The sequence below is a fragment of the Collinsella sp. An268 genome (assembly GCF_002159765.1).
Taxonomy (GTDB): domain Bacteria; phylum Actinomycetota; class Coriobacteriia; order Coriobacteriales; family Coriobacteriaceae; genus Coprousia.
Genome location: NZ_NFJH01000015.1, coordinates 1 through 15,859, shown reverse-complemented (window position 1 = coordinate 15,859; position 15,859 = coordinate 1). Strand labels below are relative to the sequence as shown.

Annotated in this window: 22 protein-coding genes; 4 read left to right on the top strand and 18 right to left on the bottom strand. The window is 64.1% G+C overall.

The genetic code is table 11. The annotated features are described in order from the left end of the window. Positions 1–98: 98 nt before the first annotated feature. From rplQ to rplE, 18 genes are all read right to left on the bottom strand, one after another. On the bottom strand, positions 99–593 hold the full coding sequence (gene rplQ / locus B5F70_RS09810) for a 50S ribosomal protein L17 (RefSeq protein WP_087205387.1): 495 nt from the start codon (positions 591–593) through the stop codon (positions 99–101). Positions 594–623: 30 nt separating this feature from the next. Beyond that, complete coding sequence (locus B5F70_RS09805; RefSeq protein ID WP_087205386.1) at positions 624–1,565, bottom strand: DNA-directed RNA polymerase subunit alpha; 942 nt, start codon at positions 1,563–1,565, stop codon at positions 624–626. Positions 1,566–1,609: 44 nt separating this feature from the next. Continuing rightward, positions 1,610–2,206 (bottom strand): 30S ribosomal protein S4, encoded by a 597-nt coding sequence (rpsD, locus tag B5F70_RS09800; RefSeq protein WP_087205385.1) that lies wholly within the window; start codon positions 2,204–2,206, stop codon positions 1,610–1,612. Positions 2,207–2,227: 21 nt separating this feature from the next. Beyond that, the gene (gene rpsK, locus B5F70_RS09795) at positions 2,228–2,635 is read right to left on the bottom strand and encodes a 30S ribosomal protein S11 (protein ID WP_087205384.1); all 408 of its coding nucleotides are present in this window, start codon (positions 2,633–2,635) and stop codon (positions 2,228–2,230) included. A gap of 13 nt (positions 2,636–2,648) precedes the next feature. Beyond that, positions 2,649–3,023: a 30S ribosomal protein S13 gene (gene rpsM, locus B5F70_RS09790; protein ID WP_087205383.1), complete on the bottom strand. Its 375-nt coding sequence runs from the start codon at positions 3,021–3,023 to the stop codon at positions 2,649–2,651. A gap of 15 nt (positions 3,024–3,038) precedes the next feature. After that, positions 3,039–3,152, bottom strand: a complete 114-nt coding sequence (gene rpmJ, locus B5F70_RS09785) for a 50S ribosomal protein L36 (RefSeq protein WP_006363204.1) — start codon at positions 3,150–3,152, stop codon at positions 3,039–3,041. A 134-nt stretch (positions 3,153–3,286) separates the two neighbouring features. After that, positions 3,287–3,505 carry a translation initiation factor IF-1 gene (gene infA / locus B5F70_RS09780; protein WP_087205405.1) on the bottom strand — a complete coding sequence of 73 codons (219 nt, stop codon included), beginning with the start codon at positions 3,503–3,505 and terminating at the stop codon, positions 3,287–3,289. 802 nt (positions 3,506–4,307) lie between these two features. After that, positions 4,308–5,096 (bottom strand): type I methionyl aminopeptidase, encoded by a 789-nt coding sequence (gene map, locus B5F70_RS09770; RefSeq protein WP_087205381.1) that lies wholly within the window; start codon positions 5,094–5,096, stop codon positions 4,308–4,310. Further along, the gene (locus B5F70_RS09765; RefSeq protein WP_087205380.1) at positions 5,093–5,719 is read right to left on the bottom strand and encodes an adenylate kinase; all 627 of its coding nucleotides are present in this window, start codon (positions 5,717–5,719) and stop codon (positions 5,093–5,095) included. The genes map and B5F70_RS09765 overlap by 4 nt, the downstream gene beginning before the upstream one ends. Before the next feature lie 25 nt (positions 5,720–5,744). Continuing rightward, on the bottom strand, positions 5,745–7,028 hold the full coding sequence (gene secY / locus B5F70_RS09760) for a preprotein translocase subunit SecY (protein WP_087205379.1): 1,284 nt from the start codon (positions 7,026–7,028) through the stop codon (positions 5,745–5,747). Next, positions 7,022–7,471: a 50S ribosomal protein L15 gene (rplO, locus tag B5F70_RS09755; protein WP_087205378.1), complete on the bottom strand. Its 450-nt coding sequence runs from the start codon at positions 7,469–7,471 to the stop codon at positions 7,022–7,024. The genes secY and rplO overlap by 7 nt, the downstream gene beginning before the upstream one ends. 2 nt (positions 7,472–7,473) lie before the next feature. Beyond that, positions 7,474–7,656, bottom strand: a complete 183-nt coding sequence (gene rpmD, locus B5F70_RS09750) for a 50S ribosomal protein L30 (RefSeq protein WP_087205377.1) — start codon at positions 7,654–7,656, stop codon at positions 7,474–7,476. A gap of 2 nt (positions 7,657–7,658) precedes the next feature. After that, positions 7,659–8,189: a 30S ribosomal protein S5 gene (gene rpsE / locus B5F70_RS09745; RefSeq protein ID WP_087205376.1), complete on the bottom strand. Its 531-nt coding sequence runs from the start codon at positions 8,187–8,189 to the stop codon at positions 7,659–7,661. A gap of 14 nt (positions 8,190–8,203) precedes the next feature. Further along, positions 8,204–8,566, bottom strand: a complete 363-nt coding sequence (gene rplR, locus B5F70_RS09740) for a 50S ribosomal protein L18 (protein WP_087205375.1) — start codon at positions 8,564–8,566, stop codon at positions 8,204–8,206. Positions 8,567–8,638: 72 nt separating this feature from the next. Next, positions 8,639–9,175: a 50S ribosomal protein L6 gene (gene rplF, locus B5F70_RS09735; RefSeq protein ID WP_087205374.1), complete on the bottom strand. Its 537-nt coding sequence runs from the start codon at positions 9,173–9,175 to the stop codon at positions 8,639–8,641. A 32-nt stretch (positions 9,176–9,207) separates the two neighbouring features. Continuing rightward, positions 9,208–9,606, bottom strand: a complete 399-nt coding sequence (gene rpsH, locus B5F70_RS09730) for a 30S ribosomal protein S8 (RefSeq protein ID WP_087205373.1) — start codon at positions 9,604–9,606, stop codon at positions 9,208–9,210. 130 nt (positions 9,607–9,736) lie between these two features. Continuing rightward, entirely contained in the window at positions 9,737–9,922 is a 186-nt protein-coding gene (locus B5F70_RS09725; protein ID WP_087205372.1) for a type Z 30S ribosomal protein S14, read from the bottom strand. A 72-nt stretch (positions 9,923–9,994) separates the two neighbouring features. Then, a complete protein-coding gene (rplE, locus tag B5F70_RS09720; RefSeq protein WP_087205371.1) occupies positions 9,995–10,552 on the bottom strand; it encodes a 50S ribosomal protein L5 in 558 nt (185 codons plus the stop codon). Positions 10,553–10,970: 418 nt separating this feature from the next. On the opposite strand from rplE, the gene B5F70_RS09715 reads away from it, so the two are divergent. The 4 genes from B5F70_RS09715 to B5F70_RS09700 form a co-directional block, all read left to right on the top strand. After that, positions 10,971–11,504, top strand: a complete 534-nt coding sequence (locus B5F70_RS09715; protein WP_087205370.1) for a PTS glucose transporter subunit IIA — start codon at positions 10,971–10,973, stop codon at positions 11,502–11,504. Positions 11,505–11,687: 183 nt separating this feature from the next. Then, positions 11,688–14,219: a U32 family peptidase gene (locus tag B5F70_RS09710; protein ID WP_241145971.1), complete on the top strand. Its 2,532-nt coding sequence runs from the start codon at positions 11,688–11,690 to the stop codon at positions 14,217–14,219. A 2-nt stretch (positions 14,220–14,221) separates the two neighbouring features. After that, entirely contained in the window at positions 14,222–14,938 is a 717-nt protein-coding gene (locus tag B5F70_RS09705; protein ID WP_087205369.1) for an RluA family pseudouridine synthase, read from the top strand. Between the two features lie 122 nt (positions 14,939–15,060). Further along, on the top strand, positions 15,061–15,859 hold a 799-nt coding region (locus tag B5F70_RS09700), incomplete at its 3' end, for an IS3 family transposase (RefSeq protein WP_143753970.1).

The following is a 15,859-nucleotide window of genomic DNA, read 5'->3' as shown; positions in this document are numbered from 1 at the left end:
TCCGCATCAAACACAGAGCGTATCCACCCGTGCATGATACACAAAAGAGGGGCGCCCGCAGGCACCCCTCTCAAACAGAGCATATGGCTTCCGAGCAGTTACTCGGCGGCGTTCTCCTCCGTCGCAGCCTCGGCAGCCGCGGGCTCCTCAACCGGAGCCTCCTCGGCCTTCTCGACCTTGGCCGGCGCGGCCTTCTTGGCGGGAGCGGCCTTGGGGGCCTTCTTCACCACGGGCTCCGACACGATCTCGATGATGACCATCGGCGCGTTGTCGCCCTTGCGGGGGCCGAGCTTCATGATGCGGGTGTAACCGCCGTTGCGGTCGGCCCACATGCCCTGCGCGGCCTTGTCGAAGAGCTCGGCAACGAGGTTCTTATCGCCGAGCTTGGCGATGGCGAGACGACGGGAGTGAAGGTCGCCCTTCTTCGCCCAGGTGATGATCGGCTCCACGTAGCCGCGCAGCGCCTTGGCGCGCGTCTCGGTGGTCTTGATGCGATCGTTCTCGAAGAGCGCCTTGGCGAGGCTCTTCTTCATCGCACGGGTGTGCGCGGCGTCGGTGCCGAGCTTCAGACCCTTCTTCTTGTTGTGACGCATGGTCCGTTTCTCCTCTGATACGCGATAGCGTTAGTCCTTGAGGCTGAGCCCCATGGACTGAAGCTTGTCCTTAACTTCCTCAATCGACTTCACACCGAAGTTACGGATGTTCAGCAGGTCGTTCTCGGAGAACTCGACGAGCTGGCGCACCGAATGGATGCTCGCGCGCTTGAGGCAGTTGTAGGAGCGGACGGAGAGGTCCAGGTCCTCGATCTGCTTATCAAGCTCAGCGTTATCGCTGGTCACCTCGGGGGCGAAAATCGAAACCTCCTCCTCGACCTCAGGGGTCTCGGCAAGGTTCATGAAGGCGGTCATATGCTGGTTGATGATGTTGGCGGCCTGCACCACCGCGTCACGCGGGCTGATCGCGCCGTTGGTCTCGATCTCCAAGACCAGACGGTCGTAGTCGGTGTGCTGACCGACGCGGCACGCCTCGACAAGCTTGGCGCAGCGACGAACCGGCGAGAACAGGGAATCAACGTGAATAACGCCGATGGGGTCGTTGTCACGCTTGTTGTTCTCGTAGGACACGTAGCCGCGGCCGTAGCCGATGCGCATGCTCATCGTCAGGTGACCGCCCTCGGTGAGGGTGGCGATGTGATGGTCGGGGTTCACGAGCTCGAAGTCAGAAGGCAGGGCAAAATCGCCGCCGACGACCTCGCAGGGACCGTCGACCGAGATGGTCGCGGTGCCCTCCTCGGTGGTGCCGAGAGCCTCGAACACCAGGCCCTTCACGTTCAGGACGATATCGGTGACATCCTCGACCATGTTGGGGATGGTCGTAAACTCGTGCTGAGCGCCATCGATCTGGATGGCCTCCACCGCAGCGCCCTCGAGCGACGACAGAAGCACACGACGCAGCGAGTTACCGAGCGTGTCACCGTAGCCGCGCTCGAGCGGCTCGACGGAAACGCGCGCGGAGGTCTCGTTGATCTCCTCGACCTGAACCTGAGGCCTAATGAATTCTGACATGTACTAACCTCCAGCCTCAGCAGCCTAATCGATACGGGACTAGACTACTTAGAGTAGAGCTCGACGATGAGCTGCTCTTGGATATCGGTGCTGATCTGCTCACGCGTGGGCAGGGAGAGCACATTGCCAGAGAGCTTCTCGATATCAACCTCGAGCCAGCCGGGCACCTCGAAGCGCTCGGACTGGATGAGAGCCTCCTTGATGGGAAGCAGGTCGCGGTACTTCTCGCCCACGGCCACGACGTCGCCGGGCTTGACGAGGAAGGACGGGATGTCGACACGACGGCCGTTCACGGTGAAGTGGCCGTGACGGACGGTCTGGCGAGCCTCCTTGCGGGTGCGGGCGAAGCCGAGACGGAACACCACGTTGTCGAGGCGACGCTCGAGCAGCGTCATGAGGTTCTCACCCGTGACGCCCTCCATACGCAGAGCGCGCTCGTAGTAGTGGTGGAACTGCTTCTCGAGCACACCGTAGATGAACTTAGCCTTCTGCTTCTCGCGCAGCTGCATGCCGTACTCGGATTCCTTGCGACGGCGCTTGGGCTGGCGAATCGATTCCTTCTTGCTGCTGTAACCGAGCTCAACGGGATCGATCCCGAGCTGGCGGCAGCGCTTGATAACAGGAGTCCTGTCAATTGCCATGGTAAAGCGATCCTTTCAGAGTTACACGCGGCGACGCTTCTTGGGGCGGCAGCCGTTGTGCGGAATGGGCGTCTTGTCCTGAATGCTCGAAACCTCGAGGCCGGCGGCCTGAAGCGAGCGGATGGCGGTCTCGCGACCCGAGCCGGGGCCCTTCACGAACACGGCGACCTTGTGCATACCGTGCTCCATAGCGGCCTTGGCGCAGGCCTCGGCAGCCATCTGGGCGGCAAACGGGGTGCTCTTGCGCGAGCCCTTGAAGCCAACCTGACCAGCGGACTTCCAGGCAATGACGTTGCCCTGGGGATCGGTGATCGAAACGATCGTGTTGTTGAAGGTGGAACGGATGTGAGCCTGCCCCACCGAGATGTTCTTGCGGTCGGCGCGCTTGATGCGGGTCTGCGCGGCGCGCTTGTTCTTTGCAGTAGCCATCTAAGCGCTCTCCTTATTTCTTCTTCTTGGCACCGATCTGACGCTTCGGACCCTTGCGGGTACGAGCGTTGGTGTGGGTGCGCTGACCGCGGACCGGCAGGCCCTTGCGGTGACGCAGGCCACGGTTGCAGCCGATGTCCATGAGGCGCTTGATGTTCTGGTTGTGCTCACGACGCAGGTCGCCCTCGATCATGAGACCGGCCTCATCGATGTACTTACGGATGGTGTCAACTTCCTCCTCGGTGAGGTCCTTGACACGCGTATCCGGGTTGATCTTCGTCTCCGCGCAGATCTTGCTGGCGGTGGTGCGGCCGATGCCGTAAATGTAGGTCAGACCGATCTCGATGCGCTTCTCGCGCGGGAGATCGACACCGCTAATACGGGCCAACGTAGTCTCCTCTCTTTAACCCTGACGCTGCTTGTGGCGCGGGTTCTCGCAGATAACGAGCACCTTGCCGTGGCGCCTAATGATCTTGCACTTGTCGCACATCTTCTTGACGGAAGGACGTACCTTCATGATGCGATCCTCTCAGTTGTGCTCAAACGTATACCTACTATCTACTCGTCCAGCCGCAGACGTGAATAACCGGCTGATGAGCGCACCGAACGGCTCGGGGCTTGAGCGCTCCCCTCCCCATCCGATACGGGCTGCTATTTGTAGCGATAGGTGATGCGCCCGCGCGTGAGGTCGTAGGGAGAGATCTCCACAACCACACGGTCGCCGGGAAGGATGCGGATGTAGTTCATGCGAATCTTGCCCGAGATGGAGCACAGGACCGAGGCCCCGTTCTCAAGCTCGACGCGGAACATGGCATTGGGGAGCGGCTCGGTTACCGTGCCCTCAAGCTCGATGGCATCTTCCTTCTTCACAAGCACATCTTTCTCTCGCGAAACATACAGCAACAGCGTATGATAGCGCACTACTGCACGCTATCGTGGATTTTTCGTATCGACTCCACAATTTTCTTCGCTCGCAACGTCTCCTATACTGATAGGCGTTCCCGAAGAACACTGGAAGCCGCTTCATCTGTGTCGATTGGACCACAATGCACCGACTGGACTTCGACGAGCTCACGCGTCAGCTGGCCAATCTCTACGACTTCTTCGAAACGAGCGACCCGGAAGACGCCGCTCTAACAGCCTGCTCCTTAAACATGTACAGGCAGAATGCCTTGTATGCTGTCAGCAACGATGCGCACCATCTATCCATAGCCGACATGAAGCTGCATCTATTTGTTTTCTCCCACTCTGAGAGGAATTCAGCAATCTACCGTGACACAAGTTCCGGAGACCTTCAGAAGGTTTTTCTCATTGTGGAGGCCAACACGTGTTACATCGCCTCTAACTGCAACCGCCTCTATCTGGAGGCTCGTCTGCTCCTTGGAGTAGATGAGCACGATGTGCAGAAGCGCACGCTGTTATACCTTGACTATCAATGTTGTAAGAAATGGTATAGGGAACATTACGACGAAAGCGGGATAGGAATTCTTCGCGACAACGGACGATGATCTAATGGGCGTTCTTCTTTCGGGCAATGTGAAATATATTGCACATTGCTAAAACCTCGCATAAGCGAAGGAGGCCCAGCAGGGCCTCCTTTCAGATTGAGCCATATAAGCCTCAGCGCTTACGGATATTCACCGTTACCCGCCGGCCAAGCCAAGCGATGGCGTTACATCACACCGCCCTGCATGGAGCACCAGGCGCCCTGGGCGTCCTGCGTGAGGATGACCGGGCCGTCATTGGTGATAGCAATGGTGTTCTCGTAGTGCGCGGCGGGCAGACCGTCGTCGGTGGTGACAAGCCAGCCGTCCGGCCCCACGCTCACATGGTAGGTACCGAGCGTGATCATGGGCTCGATGGCAATGACCATACCGGCCTCGAGCTTCACGCCGCGACCTTTCTTGCCCCAGTTGGGAACGTTGGGGTCCTCGTGCATGACACGTCCTACCCCGTGACCCACGTACTCGCGGAGCACGCCATAGCCGTGACGCTCGGCCAGGCTCTGGATGGCATGGCCGATGTCGCCGATGCGGTTACCCGGAACAGCCTGGGCAATGCCCTCCTTCAGACAGTCGAGCGTGACCTCGCACAGGGCCTTGACTTCCTGCGAGGGGTTGCCGACGTAGAACGTCCAAGCGTTATCCCCCACCCAGCCGTCAACGGTGGCCCCGGTGTCGATCGAGATGATGTCGCCGTCGCGCAGGATGATATCGGGGTTGGGTATACCGTGCACCACAGCGTCGTTCAAGGACGCGCAGATGGAACCCGGGAATCCGCCGTACCCCTTAAACGTGGGAATACCGCCATGCATGCGGATGATTTGCTCAGCGAGCTGATCGAGCTCGAACGTCGAGACGCCAGGGCGCACCATGGCACCAACGTGCCGGAGCGCCATCTTAGACAGCGCCCCGGCTTTCTTCATCTGCTCGATCTCTTGTGCAGACTTAATTTTGATCATAGACCAAGCGCTTCCTTAACGCGCTCATGCACCTCAGCGATCGTACCGACGCCGTTGACGACGTCGAGACGCCCTTGCCCGCGGTAGTACTCGACGAGCGGGCTGGTGTTCTTCTCGTACACATCGAGACGGTTGGCAATCGTCTCCGGCTTGTCATCGTCGCGCTGATACATCTCGCCGGCGCACTTGGGGCACACCTCGTCGGCAGCAGTGCCGGTGTAGCCGCAGGCGCGGCAGGTGCGACGGTTGGACAGGCGCTCGATGATCACCTTGGGCTCGACATCGATCAGCAGCGCCGCATCGAGCGGGTTGCCCATCGCACCGAGCTCAGAATCGAGCGTGACCGCCTGCATGGTGTTGCGCGGGAAGCCATCGAGGATGAAGCCCTTCTGAGCATCATCGGCGGCCAGGCGCTCCTTCACCAGGTCGATAACGAGCTGGTCGGGAACGAGCTCGCCGGCGTCCATGTAGCTTTTGGCCTTGACGCCGAGCTCACTGCCGCTCTTTACGGCAGCGCGGAGCAGGTCGCCCGTAGAGATGTGGGCAAAGCCAAAGTCCTCTACGAGTTCTTGAGCTACGGTGCCCTTACCGGCGCCCGGAGCCCCGAGCAAAACGATGTTCATGGCTGACTCCTCTCAAGCCTGATGCCTACTTGAAGAACCCGTCATAATCATACATCTTGAGCTGGCTCTCGACCTTGGCAAGCGTATCGAGAACCACGCCGACCATGATGAGGACCGAGGTGCCGCCAAACGACTGGATGAGCTGGTTGCCCGTGAACGAGAACACGATGGACGGCACGATGGCGATAAGCGCCAGGAAGATCGCGCTGGGCAGGGTGATCTTGTTGAGGGCGTTCTTGATGTAGGCGGCCGTGGCCTTGCCGGGGCGCACGCCCGGGATGAAGCCGCCCTGCTTCTTCAGGTTGTCAGCCGTCTCATCGGGGTTGAACACCATGCTCGTATAGAAGTAGGCGAAGAACACGATGAGAACGACGTTCAAGATCCAGTTGATCCAACCGCTCGCCAGCGCGCCCGCGACCGCCTGGACCCAGCCGATGCCCGGGAAGAACACGGCGAGCTGAGCCGGGAAGTACAGAAGCGCACTCGCGAAGATGATCGGCACGACGCCCGCGGTGTTGACCTTGATGGGCAGGTAGGTGGACTGACCGCCCATCATGCGGCGGCCCACAACGCGCTTGGCGTACTGGACCGGGATGCGGCGCTGACCGCGCTCGAGATAGACGATAAGCGGAATCACGCAGAGGATGACCACGAAGATCACCGCGGTGATGACGATGCCCACCGTGCCCTCGGCCGCGGAGGAAACGATGGCCGCCGGCAGCCCCGCCATGATGTTGGCGAAGATGATGAGCGACATGCCGTTGCCGATACCGCGCTGGGTGATGAGCTCACCGATCCACATGATGAGCATGGCACCGGCGGTGAGCGTACCGACGATCAGGATATCGAAGATGATCTCCGGAGCGCCGGCCCCGTTGAAGTTGATGCCGTACCCCTTGAAGAGGAAGAGATAGCCGATCGAGTTGAGCAGCGCAAGCGCCAGCGTCAGATAGCGAGAATACTGGGTGATCTTGGTCTGACCGACCTCGCCCTCACGGGCAAGCTCGTGCAGACTCGGCACCACGCTCTGGAGCATCTGAAGGATGATCGAGCTCGTGATGTAGGGCATGATGCCAAGCGAGAACACCGACACATAGCTGAGCGCGCCGCCCGAGAAAAGATTCAGGAGCGACATAGCGCCAGCGGCGACAGAGTTGTCGCCGCTGAACAAGTCCACCATCTCCCCGAAGGGGATGCCGGGCACAGGCACGTGGGCACCGATGCGGTACACCACGAGCATCGCTATGGTGAAGAGAATCTTTTCGCGCAGATCTTTAATGCGGAAAGCGTTCTTCAGGCCAGTTAGCACGGGAGCTCGACCGACCCTCCAGCCGCCTCGATCTTGGCCTTGGCCGCAGCCGAAACCTTGTCGACCTTGACGGTGAACTTCTTGGTGGTCTCGCCCTCACCAAGAACCTTAACGGGCTCGAACTCCTTCTTGATGATGCCGGCTGCCTTGAGCGCGGCACCATCGATCACCGCACCGTCCTCGAACTTCTCATCGAGACGAGCGATGTTGACGCCCTTGTACTCGATGCGACGGGGGTTGCGGAAACCGGGGAGCTTGGGCAGGCGCATCGCAAGCGGGGTCTGGCCACCCTCGAAACCGGCGCCCTTGCCGCCACCGGAGCGGGAGAGCTGGCCCTTCTGGCCGCGACCAGCGGTGGTGCCGTGACCGGAGGAGTTACCGCGGCCGATGCGCTTACGGCGATGGGTGGAACCCGGTGCGGGAGTAAGATCGTGAAGCTGCATTGCTACTCCTCTACAATCTCGACAAGGTGCTTGACCTTGAAGATCATGCCGCGCACCGACTCGTTGTCGGCGATCTCGCGCGTATGGTTGATCTTCTTGAGGCCGAGCGCGTGAACGGTCCTAACCTGGTCCTTCTTGCAGCCGTTGGTGCTGCGGACCTGCTTGATCTTAATGGTGTCAGCCATCGTTACTGCTCCTTACCACCGACGAACATCTGAGCGACGGTGAGGCCGCGGCGCTCCGCAACCTCCTCGGGGCTCGAGAGCTCCTTCAGGCCCTCGGCAGCGGCCTTGATGATGTTGAGGCCGTTGTCGGTGCCGAGCGACTTGGAGAGGACGTTCTTGATGCCGGCGAGCTCGAAGAGGGGGCGCACAGCGCCGCCGGCGATCACGCCGGTACCCTCGATAGCGGGCTTGATGATGATCTTGCCAGCGCCAAAGTGACCCTCGACCTCGTGCGGGATGGTGCCGGTCTCGGTCACGGGCACGTGGAACATGTGCTTCTTGGCGTCGAGCGAGGCCTTGGAGATGGCCAGCGGCACCTCGGCCGACTTGCCCATGCCCAGGCCGACGTTGCCCTTGCCGTCACCGACGACGACGAGCGCGACGAGCGACATGCGACGGCCGCCCTTGACGGTCTTGGAAACACGGTTGATGAAAACGACGCGCTCCTCGAACTCGGAGGCCTCGCGCTGCTTGTTATCTCGATTACGAGCCATGTGCTACTAACCTCCTAGAACTCGAGACCGGCGGCGCGGGCACCGTCGGCGAGAGCCTTCACGCGGCCGTGGTAGATGCGGCCACCGCGGTCGAAACGGACCTGCTTGATGCCGGCCTCGATGGCGCGCTTGCCAACGAGCTCGCCGACCTTCTGGGCGGCCTCCTTGTTGGAGGTGTGGGTGCCCTTGAACTCAGCCTCGAGCGTGGAGGCGGAGACGAGGGTGTTGCCCTTGGTGTCGTCGACGATCATGGCATAGATGTTGGCGTTGGTGCGCACCACGCGCAGACGCGGACGCTCGGGCGTGCCGAAGATCTTGCCGCGCACGCGACGCTGACGGCGCTTAAGGCCCGCGAGCTTCGCTTTGTTCTTATCCATCGTTCAATCTCCTTCAACAGGATCGTGCCGGCACCTGACGGGGTACCGGTCTTATCTGATAGCGCGCGGAGGCTACTTGGCAGCCTTACCGAGCTTGCGGCGGATGTGCTCACCCACGTAGTGGATGCCCTTGCCCTTGTAGGGCTCGGGGGGACGCTTACCGCGAATCTCAGCGGCGACCTGGCCGACCTGCTGCTTGTCGATGCCCTTGACGTTGATGTGCGTGTTGTCGGGCACCTCGAAGGTGATGCCCTCGGGGGCGTTGTAGATCACGGGGTGCGAGTAACCGAGGGAAAGCTCGAGGTCCTTGCCCTTGAGCTGGACACGGTAGCCGACGCCCGCGAGCTCGAGACCGCGGGTGTAGCCCTCGGACACGCCCGTCACCATGTTCTGGATGAGGGCGCGGGTGAGGCCGTGGCGGGCGCGGGTCTCGCGCTCGTCATCGGGGCGCACCACGGTGAGGACGTTGTCCTCGATCTCAATGGTGAGCTTCTCGTACACATCGAGCTCGAGGGTGCCCTTCGAGCCCTTGACGGTGATGTGGTTACCGTCGACTGCCACTTCGACTCCGGCGGGAATCTGGACAGGCTTCTTACCGATACGGGACACGGTGTCTCCTTTCCTTCTACGCGCCGAATCGTTTACCAGACGTAAGCGACGATCTCGCCGCCCACGCCCTTCTTACGGCAGTCACGATCGCACATGACGCCGCTCGAGGTGGAAACGATGGCAGTACCAAGACCGCCGCGGACGCGGGGAAGGTCGGCCACACCGGCGTACTTGCGCAGACCCGGCTTGGAGATACGACGGATGCCGTTGATGACCTTCTGCTTCTTGGGACCGTACTTAAGGGTGATGGTGAGGGTCTTGGCGGGCTCGGTATCCTCAACCGTGTAGCCCTCGATGTAACCCTCCTCGTAGATGACGCGGGCGATCTCGACGAGCTTCTTGCTGCTCGGCATCGAGACCGTGGCCTTGTTCGCAGAGTTCGCGTTACGAATACGCGTGAGCATGTCTGCGATCGGGTCAGTGAGGTTCATGCAGATTCTCCTTCGTTCTTGATGAACTCGCGCGCACGGTTCTCTGAAGCCCATGACCTCAGAGCCTGAATGACGCGCGCTCTTCCCTGCCTGCCGTGCTCATGGTCGCACACAGGCGCTGGCACGTGACCTACCAGCTGGCCTTCTTGATGCCGGGAAGCTCGCCCTTGAGCGCAAGCTCGCGGAAGCAGACACGGCACAGGCCGAACTTACGGTAGACGGAGTGCGGACGGCCGCAACGCTGGCAACGCGTGTACTCGCGCGTCGAGAACTTCTGCTTACGCTGCTGCTTGACGATCATCGATGTCTTAGCCACTGATTACCTCCTAACGGTGTATACCATGCATCCGGCCCCGCCGCGCGAAGCGACGGGACCGGTTGCGTTTGACTACTTCTTGAACGGGAAACCGAAGGCGTCGAGGAGGGCCTTAGCCTCTTCGTCGGTCTTCGCGGTGGTGACGATGGTGATGTCCATACCACGGGTGTGGTCGACGGAGTCAAAGTCGATCTCCGGGAAGATGAGCTGCTCGGTCACGCCCATGGAGAAGTTGCCACGGCCGTCGAAGCTCTTGGGGGAGATGCCGCGGAAGTCGCGGATACGGGGGATGGCGACGGCGGTGAGGCGGTCGAAGAACTCCCACATGCGGTCGCCGCGCAGGGTCACCTTGGCGCCGATGGGCATACCGGCACGCAGGCGGAAGGACGCGATGGACTTGCGGGCGCGGGTCACCATGGGCTGCTGACCGGTGATGGCGCGCAGGTCGCGCACGGCACCGTCGATAGCCTTGGAGTCCGTGGCGGCCTCGCCGACGCCCATGTTCACGACGATCTTCTCGAACTTGGGGATCTCCATGACGTTCTTGTACTGGAACTTCTCCTGCATGAGCGGCTTTACCTCGTTGAGGTACTTCGTCTTCAGGCGCGGAACGTACTTCTCTTCAGCCATCTTTAAACTCCTTCTGGGGTTTTACGCACGGGGCTTGGCCACATTGCCGAGACTGCAGGCCCATCCTGCCGCTCAGCACGGGTTGTCCTCGTGCCTCCTGCCTCAACGGGCACGCGAGGAGTCACTCGCGGCACGCCGAATGGCCGGCAGGAGCCGGGCAATACGAGTCGGTATGATACGCGCATCCGGCGCCATTTGCCAGAAAAAGCCCATTTGTGGCCGATTTCCATAATTTCGCTGCCTGAGGGTTCCCGCTGTGTCCGCGCCGGCGGGCCGCGCATCGGCACAAGGCCACCGTCCGCCGAGAGTCTCGCATCGCCGGCCCTGCCCTTTGGAATCCACTTTGACAAACGGGATATAATAGCGAACCATCAGTTGGGACAATGCCCCGTCGCATCGTTTTGTAAAGGAGATCCCCATGGGCCTGTTCGACCTGTTCAAGAAGAAGGAGCCGGCCGCTCCCGCCACGCCGTCCGGCGTTGCCGCCCAGGAGGCCGCAGACACCCTCTGCGCCCCGGTGAACGGCCGCGTCATCGCCATGAAGGACGTGCCCGATCCGGTCTTCTCCGGCGAGGTGCTCGGTAAGGGCTGCGCCGTCTGGCCCGAGGGCGAGATCGTCTACGCGCCCGTTTCCGGTACCGTCACCGTCACCATGGGCCACGCCGTGGGTCTCTCCACCGACGACGGCATCGAGGTGCTCGTGCACATCGGCGTCGACACGGTCAACATGCAGGGCAAGGGCTTCACCGGCTATGTCAAGCAGGGCGATACGGTCAAGGCCGGCGATCCCGTCATCAAGATGGACCGCGCCGCCATCAAGGAGGGCGGCTACCCCGACTGCGTCGTGCTCGCCGTGTCCAACACCGCCGAGTTCGCCGACATCGAGCTCGTGGCCGATGCCGAGTCCACCGTCTCGGCCGGCACCCCCGTGGTGAAGGTCGTCCGCAAGTAACGCTTCTCCCCAACGGAGCCTAAAAGCGCCTCCCCTCCTGCCGGGGAGGCGTTTTTATGCTCGGTCAACCCATGGGGAGGCGTCCGCCATCTGTGGTTTCCGGCAGCCGACCTCCCCTTGCGCTACAAAACGCTACGAAGCTGGTAGCATGGGCCTGAACGTTGCAACCGTTAGGAAACCGCATTGACCATACTGTCTTCAGCCACCCTGCTCGACGCACGTCCCACCCATGAGCTTCTCTCCCCCGCCGGGGGCCCTGAGGCGTTCCGGGCCGCCCTCGCCGCCGGCGCCGACGCCATCTATTGCGGCATGGGCTCCTTCAACGCCCGCCGCAAAGCGACTAACTTCACCGACGACGCCTTTGAGACCGCCTGCCGCGAAGCCCACCTCGCCGGCGCGCGCGTCTACGTCACCGTCAACATCGTTATCAAGGAATCCGAGCTTCCCCGCGCGCTCGCCCTCATCGAGCGCTGCACCGTCCTCGGCGCTGACGCCTTCATCATCCAGGACTGGGGGCTCTTCGCCGCCGTGCGCGCGCTCATGCCCACGGTCGAGACGCATATCTCCACCCAAGCGAACATCCACGATGCCCGCGGAACGCGCTGGTGCCGCGACGCCGGCGCCGACCGCGTGACGCTCTCCCGCGAGCTCTCGGTAGCCGAGATCGCCCAGATCCACGAGGCGGTGCCCGACGTGGACCTCGAGGTCTTCGCCCACGGCTCCATCTGCTTCTCCTACTCGGGCATCTGCCTGCTCTCGAGCTTCGCCTGCGCGGGGCGCTCCGCCAACCGCGGCATGTGCGCGCAGCCGTGCCGGCTTCCCTATGAGCTGGTAGACGAGAACACGGGCCGGGTGCTCACCCCTGCGGGCCGCGAGCGCGCCCTCTGCCCGCGCGACACCAATACCTCCGAGATGCTGGAGGCGCTGCTGGGCGCCGGTGCCCACGCACTCAAGCTCGAGGGCCGCATGAAGGCGCCCGATTACGTCTTTGCCGTTACCGACGCCTACCGCCGCTCGCTCGATGACGCCGAAGCGGGGCGCCAACCCGCCGCCACCGAGCGCGCCGCGCGGGCGCGGCAGCTCAAGCGCTGCTTTAACCGTGACTTCACCCACGCCTATCAAGATGGTCGCTCGGATGACGACATGATGAGCTACGAGCGCTCCAACAACCGCGGGCAGACGGTCGGCGAGGTCATGGGCTTCGCACCGCGCCGCGCCCGTACCAAGGGCGAGTCGATGCGCGACGCCGCCCGCGGGGCCAAGGGCCTTGCCCGCATTCGGCTTGACGAGCCCGTTGGCGCAGGCGACCTGCTGGAACTCAGGCACGACCGCGAACCCGACCGCTTCCTCACCGGCCTGGTGCGCGCCGACGCGCCCGCCGGCTCGACCATCGAGGTGGAGGTCGCGCGTCCGATGCCCGTCGGCTGCACCGTCCGCCTCATCCGCAGCCAGCACGCGCTTGACGTGGCGGCGGCCGCGCTCAAGCGTCCCGTCGCGCGCAAACGCGCGGTCGACGTGACGGTTACCGCCCGTCTGGGCAAGCCCTTTACCGTTACGCTCACGTGTGCCGACGATCCCGCGCTGACAGCCACTGCCACGGGCTTTGTGGTCGAGGCCGCCCGCAGCCGCGCCGTCACCGCCGACGACCTTGTCGAGCATGTGGGCCGCATGGGCAGCTCCCCCTTTGAGGCGGCGTCGTTCGACATCGCGCTCGACGAGGGCGCGGGCATGGGATTCTCCGCCGTCCACCGTGTGCGCGCCGACGCCTGTGCCGCCCTCGAGGAGGCCGTCCTCGCGCCGCATCGCGCGCGCGCCGCGGCTCTCGACGGGCTCGACATCGATGGGGGGCTCGCGGCCATGCGTCTCGCACAGCGCCCCGGCGCCTGTACCGTAGGCGGCACGGACCCCGTCATCTGCGCGCTCGCAACCACCCTCGAGGCGGCCGAGGCCGCACGTGCCGCCGGTGCGACCCGCCTGTACCTCCCCACCGACGTGCTGGACGAGGCGGGTGTCACACCCGATGAGGCGCAACGGCGCGGGCTTATCCCCGTGCTCGACGAGGTGTCACGCGCCTGCGACCTCCCCCGACTCGACCGCTGGGTGCTGCCCGGCGCTCCCGTCGCCGTCGGCACGATCTCCGAGCTCGCCCTCGCGGCTGAGCGCGGCGCCGCGGCTGAGCTCCGCTCCTGCATCCCTGTTCACAACACGCTTGCGCGCGACTTCCTCGCCGCTCAGGGGGCGCGCGGCGCCTGGCTCTCGCCCGAGCTCACCCTCGCCGAGCTGGAGGAGATACTGCCCGCATCCCCCTTGGTGCCGGGCATCATGGTGTACGGCCGCCCCCGCGTCATGACGAGCGAGCACTGCATCCTGCAGGTCGCCGACGCATGCTGCCACAACTGCGCCCGCTGCGCCCTGCGCCGCCACGAACTCTCCCTCCGCAACATCGACGGCAAGCGCTTCCCGGTGCGGACCGACGCGCACGGGCGCTCACGGCTCTACACCGACCGCCCCGTCGACCTCACTCCGCAGCTGCCGCAGCTCATCGGCGTCGGTGTCGAGCGCCTCCTCGTCGACGGCACCCTTCTCTCTGCCGAGGAGCTCGGCGGAGAGGTCGCCCGCGTGCGACGCGCACTCGACGCCCCCCGTCGCGGCCAGCGCCCGGGCCCCCGTGAGCCGGGCTCGTTTGCCGGCTGCCTCTTTGTGGGGGTCGACTGACCGTGTCATCCCCTTCTGGAGCCTCACCGCTCCCCGTTCTCTTCCAAAGCGATACGCTTCTCGCCGTCGATAAGCCTGCGGGCATCATCGTCCACGGCGACGGCACCGGCATCGCGACCCTCACCGACGCGGTGCGGGCCCTCGTCGCTGGCGGGCACTCGTTCCCTGAGGGCGCCGCGTGCGATCTCCAGGCGCTCCAGAGACTCGACCGCGACACCTCGGGCATCGTGCTGTTCTCGCTCTCAAAGCAGACGCAGCCCTCCTACGACCGCCTCATCGCCGAGCACCGCCTGACCAAGCGCTATCTCGCCATCGCTACGGGGCGCGCGCCGTGGGAGGAACGCGTCTTCACTTGGCCCATCGGTCGCGATCGTCACGACGCTCGGCGCATGCGCGTCAGCAAGACGGGCAAGCCCGCCCTCACCCGTGCCCGGGTGCTCGCCCGCGCGCGCTGGCAGGGCGGCCCCGTCACGCTGCTCGCCGTCGAGATCGAGACGGGGCGCAAGCACCAGATTCGCGTCCACCTTGCGCACGCGGGCCTGCCCCTTCTCGGTGACGCCCTCTACGGGCGCGGCGGTAAGGCCGGCCTCATGCTCCACGCCGCCGAGCTCTCGTTTATCGACCCGGTTGCCGGGTCCCCCGTGCAGATCACCTCGCCGGCGCCACAGCGTTTCCGCACGCTTTTCCCGGCCTGCGCCAGCCTGCGGCCTTCCCGCTAACGGGCGGCCCCCGCTACCCGCCTCTCCGAGAATTCCCGTGTGCGGGAATGCCACTTTTGCCCCTCCCAAGGGGATGCGGACAAAAGGTTGGACGCCCGCGGGTGTCCGGATCGGAGGTCCGCATGTACGACGACGATACGAGGGCGCTGGCCGTCGAGGCCGTCGGCGCCGGGTTCACCATGAGGGAGGCCGCGGAGCTCGCCGGCTGCTCGGCGAGCGCCGTGTCGGCCTGGTGCAGGTCCGCCGGCCTGCGGCCCAAGTCCAAACCTCGGGTATACTTGCCCTTCGAGGAGAAGATGGGGCTCGTCGCCCGCTACGAGGCGGGCGAGCGCGCCGCCGACCTCGCCGCCGAGGCCGGCGTGACCGGGCCGGCGGTGACCTGGTGGGCGCGCAGGCTCCGCGAGGAGGGGGCGCTGGCGCTGATGACCGACGACGAGGCGATGGCGCTGGCCCCGGAGCCCGCCGAGCCGCCCTCGGAGCTGGAGGCCCTCAGGGCCCGCTGCGAGGAGCTGGAGCTGGAGAACGCGATACTGGCCGGCACGGTCGAGATACTAAAAAAAGACCCCGGCGCCGACCCGGCCGACCTGACGGCGGCGGAGCGGGCGGCGCTGGCTGAGTCGCTCAGAGGCCGCTTCGGGCTGCCGCGCGTCCTCGCGGCGCTCTCGCTGCCCAGGAGCACCTTCTACCACCGGCTCTCGCGCGCCGCGGCGGACCGCGACGCCGGCATCAGGGCCCTCGTCGCCGAGGAGTTCCGGGCCTCCGGGGGCCGCTACGGCTACCGGCGCGTGCACGCCGCGCTGCGGGCCCGCGGCGTCGTCGCCTCCGAGAAGCGCGTGAGGCGCGTCATGCGCGAGGAGGGGCTCGAGGCCGCGAGGCCCCGCCGCCGGCGCTACAGCTCCTACGCCGGCGAGGAGGGGCGCG